Source organism: Microbacterium sp., assembly GCF_003248605.1.
GTDB lineage: Bacteria > Actinomycetota > Actinomycetes > Actinomycetales > Microbacteriaceae > Microbacterium.
This window is the reverse complement of the sequence record NZ_QFPF01000033.1, coordinates 22213-29593: the sequence shown is the minus strand read 5'-3', so window position 1 is coordinate 29593 and position 7381 is coordinate 22213. Positions and strand designations below refer to the sequence as shown.

Here is a 7381-nt window from a genome sequence, read left to right as displayed (position 1 = left end):
GTTCTCGACGAGGATGGCGAGGGCGAGCTCTCCACGCCCCTGCACCTCCCAGGCGTCCGGGCGTCCGATGTCGACGACCTTGAGCGAGACGTTGCCGATCAGTTCGCGGTCGAGGCGGTCCTTGACCATGCGCGCGGTGAGCTTGTGACCCTTCACCTTGCCGACAAGCGGCGAGGTGTTCGTGCCGATCGTCATCGAGATCGCGGGGTCGTCGACCGTGATGGCGGGCAGCGGCCGGACGTCGTCGGGGTCGGCGATCGTCTCGCCGATCGTGATGTCCTCGAAGCCCGCGATCGCGACGATGTCGCCGGGGCCGGCGTCGTCGGCCGGGTAGCGCTCGAGCGCGCGGGTCTTCAGCAGCTCGGTGATGCGGGCGTTGCTGGTCGAGCCGTCCGCGCGCACCCAGGCGACGGTCTGGCCCTTCTTCAGCGTGCCGTTGAACACGCGTAGCAGCGCGAGGCGGCCGAGGAAGGGGCTCGAGTCGAGGTTGGTGACCCACGCCTGCAGGGGCGCCTCGTCGTCGTACTCGGGGGCGGGCACGTGCTGCAGGATCGCCTCGAAGAGCGGCTCGAGGTCGTCGTTGTCGGGCAGCGCGCCGTTGTCGGGGCGGTTGCGCGAGGCGGCGCCCGCGCGACCGGAGGCGTAGACGACCGGCACGTCGAGCAGCGCGTCGACATCGAGGTCGGGAACGTCGTCGACGAGATCGGACGCGAGACCCAGCAGCAGGTCGTGGCTCTCCTCCTCGACCTCGACGATGCGCGCGTCGGGGCGGTCGGTCTTGTTCACGAGCAGGATGACGGGCAGCTTCGCCTCGAGCGCCTTGCGCAGCACGAAGCGGGTCTGCGGCAGCGGGCCCTCGGACGCGTCGACGAGCAGCACGACGCCGTCGACCATCGACAGGCCGCGCTCGACCTCGCCGCCGAAGTCGGCGTGGCCCGGGGTGTCGATGACGTTGATGGTGACGGGCACGTCGGAGTGGACGCCCGAGTAAGTGATCGCCGTGTTCTTGGCGAGGATCGTGATGCCCTTCTCACGCTCGAGGTCGTTCGAGTCCATCGCCCGCTCCTCCATGTGCTCGTGCGAGCCGAAGGAGCCGGTCTGACGCAGCATGGCGTCGACGAGTGTGGTCTTGCCGTGGTCGACGTGCGCGACGATCGCGACGTTGCGGAGGTCGGAGCGGAAGGCGCGCGCCATGAAGAGGTCCTTGCAGTGAGAGGGAAGTGTGAGAGGCGGACCCGCGGCGCATCGCGCGTGACGGCCGATGCCGATGGGTCCAGACCTCCCCAGCCTATCGCAGGCGGCTGAGAGGACGACGGATGCTGTCGCGGCACTCGCCCCGGGCGAGACCACCATCGTGCAGCGAGACACCATCCGTCGCGTGGTGGTTCGCTGCAGAAATGGTGGTTCGCAGTCGCGGGGCGACAGCATCCCGCACGAACACGAAGCGGGGCGGGACCCCGAGGGATCCCGCCCCGCCGCAGCGGTGCCGCGGTCTTACTCGGCGGCCCAGCCCACGAGCGTCCAGTCGATCGTCTCGAACTGGGTCGCACCGTAGTTGACCAGTCCGTCGGCGACGGCCCAGACCTCGGGCAGCGGAGCGATCGGGAACATCGGGACGTAGCCCCAGATGGTCTCGTTGATCTCGTTCGCGATCTCGATGCGCGCCTCGGGGTCGAGCTCGGTGTTGGCCTGATCCCACAGGTCGCCGAGGGTCTCATCGGTGGTGCCGGTGAAGTTCTGCTCGGAATCCAGCGGGTAGAACAGCGCCTCGGTCGACGAGATGGGGAACGCCGTGCCCACCCACGAGAACGAGACCATCTCGAAGTCGCCCGGGATCACGTACTCGCTGAAGTAGCCGGCGACCGGAACGGTGACGAGCTCGACGGGGATGCCGAACTCGCCGAGGTCGGCCTGCACCTGCTCGGCGCGCTGGATGTTGGTCGCGGTGTCCGCGGGCACCGTGACGGTCAGCTCGAGGGCCTCGCCGTCCTTGACCCACTCGTCGCCCTCCTGCGTGTAGCCGGCCTCCTCGAGGAACGCCGCGCCCGCCTCGGTGTCGTAGGGCAGGCCCGCGTCGACGTACCCGTCCTGACCGGGCATGAAGATGTAGTCGCCCTGCGTGACCGGCGGCACGCCCACCGGCGTGTTGGCCGCGGCCGCGATCTGCTCGCGGTTGACGATCGAGGCGACCGCCTTGCGCACGTTGACGTCGGCGAGAGGTCCGTCCGAGGCGTTCATCGTCACGTGCGTCCACGTCAGGCCGTTCGTGGCCTGGATGTCGGCGCCCTCGACGGTCTGCGCCGTCTCGTACAGGTCGGCGTTGGAGGAGATGTACAGCGCGTCGATCTCGCCGTTCGCGAACGAGGAGCCCTGCTGGTCCTGGCTGACGGCCTGGAACAGGATGCGGTCGAGCTTGGGGGTCTCGCCCCACCAGAGCGGGTTGCGCTCGGCGGTGATGACCTGCCCGGTCGTGTCGACGTTCGTGATCGTGAAGGGACCGTTCGAGGGCATCGCCGTCGTGAGGAAGCCCTCGTTGAAGGCGGCGGGGTCGCTCGCGACGCTCTCCTTGAGCACGGAGAGGAACAGCCCCTGCCAGTCGGCGTAGACCGACGAGAAGGTCACGACGAGGTGGTACTCGTCATCGCCCTGCTCGACGGATTCGATCTGATCCCAGCCGGCGGTCGAGACGTTGATGAACGCCTCGTTCGAGCCGTTGTTGGCCTGCCAGGTCGCGGCGTAGTCGGCCACGGTGACGGGCGTGCCGTCCTCCCAGACAGCGTCGGGGTTGAGCATGATCTCGACGACCTGCGGGTCTTCGGTGGTCACTTCGGCCGACGAGGCGTAGTTCTCGTTGATGACCGGGGCGCCGGATTCGTCGATGGTGAACGGCCCGCCGAGGGTCGTCTCGACGATGTCGTTGGTGTCGGACTCGTTGCCGAGAAGTCGAAAGGGATTGAAATTCGATGGCATGCGTTCGATGGCGAGCGAAAGGACACCGCCGTCCCCCACGCCGAGGCGTTCTTCCCGATCCCAGGCGGTCCCGTCGCGGAGGGAGGTCGGGATCGGTGGGTCCGGCGGCGGTGGGTCCACGTCCGCGGTACACCCGGTGAGTATCAGCGCCGCCGCGGTCATGGCGACGATCCGACTGCGGCGAACGTGCTGGTGGCTCATGCCTTTCAATCGTGCCATCGATGAACGGTCACCGGGTGATCAGCACAGCGCTCACTGCCCAGACGGCGATGGCCCCGAGCGCGACAAGCGCGGGAACATCCCAGGAGCGGCGCACCCCCGCGGGCGCGGCTCCGGCATCCCGCGCCTGGTACCACTGCTCGCGAATCAGATCGAGGTCGCGTACGGCCGGAGCCTGACGCCTCTCGGCAGCCCCCGGTCGCATGCCGGGCCGAGCGGGACGGCCCGCGACGGGTCCGCCGTAGCTCTTCACCGCGCCACCGCCGACCAGGTCGAAGATCACCTGCCAGCGCAGCTCGATCTCGTCGACGGAGCCCCAGCCCGCGTCGGTGATGCGCAGCATGTTGTGCACGCGGACACCATCGGCGTCGATGCGGATGTGCGAGACGTAGACCGCGACGTAGACGCCCCAGAGGGCCAGCAGGACCCAGGGCGCGAGGAGCAGCGCCTCGGCGACGCCGGCGCGCAGCGCCGCATCACCGAGGAGCAGCACCGCGACGACGGCCGAGGCGATGAGGGCGACGATCGCCGACGGTGCGCGGAAGACGCGGCGATCCGACGGCATCCCGCGCCCTCCGCCGGGGCCGGCACTCACCCTCAGGCTCCGCCGAGCGGGATCGATGCGCCCGGGATCGCGTCGAGCAGGCGACGCGTGTAGCCCTCGGCCGGGTTCGCGAAGATCTCGTCGACCGTTCCCTGCTCCACAAGCCTGCCCCGCTCCATGACGCAGACGAGGTCGGCGACCACACGCACGACGGCGAGGTCGTGTGTGATGAACAGGTAGGTCAGTCCGAGCTCGGACTGCAGCTCCGCCAACAGCTGGAGGATCTGGTCCTGCACGAGCACGTCGAGCGCCGAGACCGCCTCATCGAGCACCACGAGGTCGGGCTTGAGCGCCAGCGCGCGCGCGATCGCGACACGCTGGCGCTGACCGCCCGAGAGCTCATTCGGGTACCGCGAGGCGAGCTCGCGCGGCAGCGAGACCTGATCCAGCAGCTCCTCGACGCGCGCGCGACGCGACGCGCGGTCGCCCACGCGATGGATATCGAGCGGCTCGGCGATCGTGCCGCCGATGTTGCGCATCGGATCGAGCGAGCCGTACGGGTCCTGGAACACCGGCTGCATCCGGCGGCGCAGCGCGAAGGCCTCGCGTCCCGAGAGCTTCTCGATGTTCTGCCCGTCGATCTCGATGGAGCCCTCGGTGGGCTCCTCGAGCTTGAGCACCATCTTCGCGATCGTGGACTTGCCCGATCCCGACTCGCCCACCAGCGCCAGCGTCTTGCCGCGGGGGATCTGGAACGACACCCCGTCGACCGCACGGAAGGGCTCGCTGCGGAACCCGCCGCGACGGATTTTGTACTCCTTGACCAGGTCGGTCACGACGACCGCGGGGGCAGCGGATGCGGCATCCGCCCCGTCCTGCGCGCCGCGGGTCTCGGCGCGCGCCTGGATGCGCTGGGACGCCAGGCTCGGCGCGGCGGAGACGAGGCGCCGGGTGTACGGATGCCGGGGGTTCTCGAGGATCTCGCGGCTCGGCCCCGATTCGACGATCTCACCCTGGTTCATCACGACGATCGTGTCGGCGCGCTCCGCCGCGAGCCCCAGGTCGTGCGTGATGAGGAGCACCGAGGTGCCCTTCTCGCGCGTCAGCGACGCCATGTGGTCGAGGATGACCCGCTGCACCGTGACGTCGAGGGCCGAGGTGGGCTCGTCGGCGATCAGCAGCTTCGGGTCGGCGGCGAGGCCGATGCCGATCAGGGCGCGCTGGCGCATCCCGCCCGAGAACTGGTGCGGGAACTGGTGCAGGCGCCGCTCGGCGTCCGCCAGCCCCGCCTGTTTGAGGACCTCGATCGCGCGCTGTTCGACCTCCTGGCGGCCGGTGGCGATGCCGTTGGCGCGGATCGCCTCCTTGACCTGGAAGCCGATGCTCCACACCGGGTTGAGGTTGGACATCGGATCCTGCGGGACGTAGCCGATCTCGCGGCCGCGCACGCTCTCCATCTGCGACGGAGTGAGATCGGTCAGCTCCCGGCCCTCGAGCGTGATGGAGCCGCCCGTGACATGTCCCGTTCCGGGCAGCAGATTGACGATCGCGGACGCGGTCGTGGACTTGCCCGACCCCGACTCGCCGACGATCGCCACGGTCTCGCCGGGATGGATGTCGATGCTCACGCCGTGCAGCACTTCGCGCGAGACCTTGCCGGCGTCGAAGTCGACCGTGAGGTCCCGGATCGACAGCAGAGGTGCATCGGTGAACACGGTCATCGGCGGGCCCTCGCCTTCGGGTCGAGGGCGTCGCGCAGAAGCTCGCCCAGGATGATGAACGCCAGCACCGTCACGGTCAGGGCGATCGAGGGATAGATCAGTGCCATCGGGGCGACCCGGAGCGAGGACTGCGCCTGGCTGATGTCGAGGCCCCACGACATGGTGTCGCTGCCGAGTCCCACGCCGAGGAACGACAGGGTCGCCTCGGCCGAGATCGCCGCGCCCAGCGTGATCGTCGCGATCACGATGACGGGTGCGAGGGCGTTGGGCAGCACGTGGCTCACCAGGGTGCGGAAGCGGGACAGGCCGAGGGCGCGGGATGCCGTCACGAAGTCCGCCTGGCGAACGCGCAGCACCTCGGCGCGGATGACCCGCGCCGTGGACGCCCACGCGAAGCCGCCGATCGCGAAGGCGAGCAGCAGAGGGGTGCGGTTCTGCGAGAACACGCTCATGACGACGATCGCGGCGAGGATGTAGGGGATCGCGAAGAAGATGTCGCCCACGCGCGAGAGCACCGAGTCGAGCCACCCGCCGTAGAAGCCGGCGAGCGCGCCCATGATGACGCCGATGACCGTGCCGATGATGGTGGCGAGGATGCCGACGAGCAGCGAGGTGCGCGCGCCCCAGACGATGCGCGACCAGATGTCGCAGCCCTGGAACGTGAAGCCCAGCGGGTGCCCGGGGGCGGGACCGCCGTTGCTGTTGCTGAGGAAGCAGTCGTTGTTCGGCGGCACCTGGGTGAACAGCGTCGGGGCGAAGGCCATCAGCACCACGATGAAGACCACGATGCTCGTGATCCAGAACGTGGGGCGGCGGCGGATGTCGGCCCAGGCGTCCGTCCAGAGGTTTCGGGGCTTCGCGTCGATGCGGACCGCATCGACGGTGACCTCGGCGTCCTTGACCGGTGCGACGAAGTGCGTCGGGGAGAGCTGATCACTTGGCATAGCGGATCCTCGGGTCGAGCAGGCCGTAGAACAGGTCGACCACGAGGTTGACCAGCACGTAGACGATGACGAAGACGCTCACGAAGGAGACCACGGTCGGGCCCTCCTGGCGCGTGATCGCCTGATAGAGGGTGTTGCCGACGCCGGGCACGTTGAAGATGCCCTCGGTGACCGTGGCGCCCACCATCAGCACGCCGAAGTTCGTGGCGGTGTTGGTGATGACCGGCAGCAGCGAGTTGCGCAGCACATGCACCGGCACGACGCGCCGGCGCGGCAGCCCCTTGCTGTAGGCGGTGCGCACCCAGTCCTGGTTGAGCGTGTCGATCACGGAGGCTCGCGTCAGGCGCATGCTCGTGGCGTAGAGGCTCAGGCCCAGCACGATCGCGGGCAGCCACAGGTCGCCCCAGTCGTTCTGGGCGCCCACCGTCGGACGGAACCAGCCGAGCTGGATGGCGAGGAAGTACTGGGCGAGGAAGGCGAGCACGAACACCGGCACCGCGACGAAGACGAGCGCGATGACGAGCGAGGCGTTGTCGAAGATCTTGCCCTTGCGGATGCCCGAGATCGTGCCGATGACGATCGCGAGCACGAGCTCGATGGCAATGGCCATCGCGGCCAGGCGCAGCGTGACGGGGAAGGTGCGGGCGAGCACCTCGCTCACCGGCTGCCCCGAGAAGCTCACGCCGAAGTCACCCTGGAAGACCCCGATGATGTAGTAGAAGTACTGCACGATGAACGGGTCGTTCAGATGGTACTGCTCCCGGATCTGCTCGAGCAGGGCGGGGTTGGGCGTCCGGTCGCCGAAGAGGGCGAGGATCGGATCGCCCGGCATGGCGAACACCATGAAGTAGATCAGCAGGGTGGCCCCGAAGAACACGGGGATCACCTGCAGCAGTCGTCTGAGGATGTAGCTGGCCACCCTCTTCTCCCTCCGGGATCGTCGGGCGCGTCTGCGGGTTCGCGGGCGCGTCCGCTAAGAGCAT

At 68.8% G+C, this 7381-nt stretch carries 6 protein-coding genes; all 6 read right to left on the bottom strand.

Annotation, left to right across the window (positions count from 1 at the left end; genetic code table 11):
- On the bottom strand, positions 1-1194 hold a 1194-nt coding region (locus tag DI573_RS06610; RefSeq protein WP_292811983.1), incomplete at its 3' end, for a GTP-binding protein.
- A gap of 300 nt (positions 1195-1494) precedes the next feature.
- Positions 1495-2970, bottom strand: a complete 1476-nt coding sequence (locus DI573_RS06605) for an ABC transporter family substrate-binding protein (RefSeq protein ID WP_292811981.1) — start codon at positions 2968-2970, stop codon at positions 1495-1497.
- Positions 2971-3199: 229 nt separating this feature from the next.
- Positions 3200-3784 carry a hypothetical protein gene (locus tag DI573_RS06600; protein ID WP_292811978.1) on the bottom strand — a complete coding sequence of 195 codons (585 nt, stop codon included), beginning with the start codon at positions 3782-3784 and terminating at the stop codon, positions 3200-3202.
- A gap of 2 nt (positions 3785-3786) precedes the next feature.
- Positions 3787-5454 (bottom strand): ABC transporter ATP-binding protein, encoded by a 1668-nt coding sequence (locus DI573_RS06595; RefSeq protein WP_292811976.1) that lies wholly within the window; start codon positions 5452-5454, stop codon positions 3787-3789.
- Positions 5451-6398 carry an ABC transporter permease gene (locus DI573_RS06590; RefSeq protein WP_292811974.1) on the bottom strand — a complete coding sequence of 316 codons (948 nt, stop codon included), beginning with the start codon at positions 6396-6398 and terminating at the stop codon, positions 5451-5453. Before DI573_RS06590 ends, DI573_RS06595 begins: the two co-directional genes overlap by 4 nt.
- Positions 6388-7317, bottom strand: a complete 930-nt coding sequence (locus DI573_RS06585; protein ID WP_292811972.1) for an ABC transporter permease — start codon at positions 7315-7317, stop codon at positions 6388-6390. The genes DI573_RS06590 and DI573_RS06585 overlap by 11 nt, the downstream gene beginning before the upstream one ends.
- Positions 7318-7381 lie beyond the last annotated feature (64 nt).

What these genes read in the sequence shown, in the direction of transcription:
- DI573_RS06590 (WP_292811974.1), bottom strand. Translation starts at nt 6,398, where the DNA reads ATGCCAAGTGATCAGCTCTCCCCGACGCACTTCGTCGCACCGGTCAAG.
- DI573_RS06595 (WP_292811976.1), bottom strand. Translation starts at nt 5,454, where the DNA reads ATGACCGTGTTCACCGATGCACCTCTGCTGTCGATCCGGGACCTCACG.
- DI573_RS06605 (WP_292811981.1), bottom strand. Translation starts at nt 2,970, where the DNA reads ATGCCATCGAATTTCAATCCCTTTCGACTTCTCGGCAACGAGTCCGAC.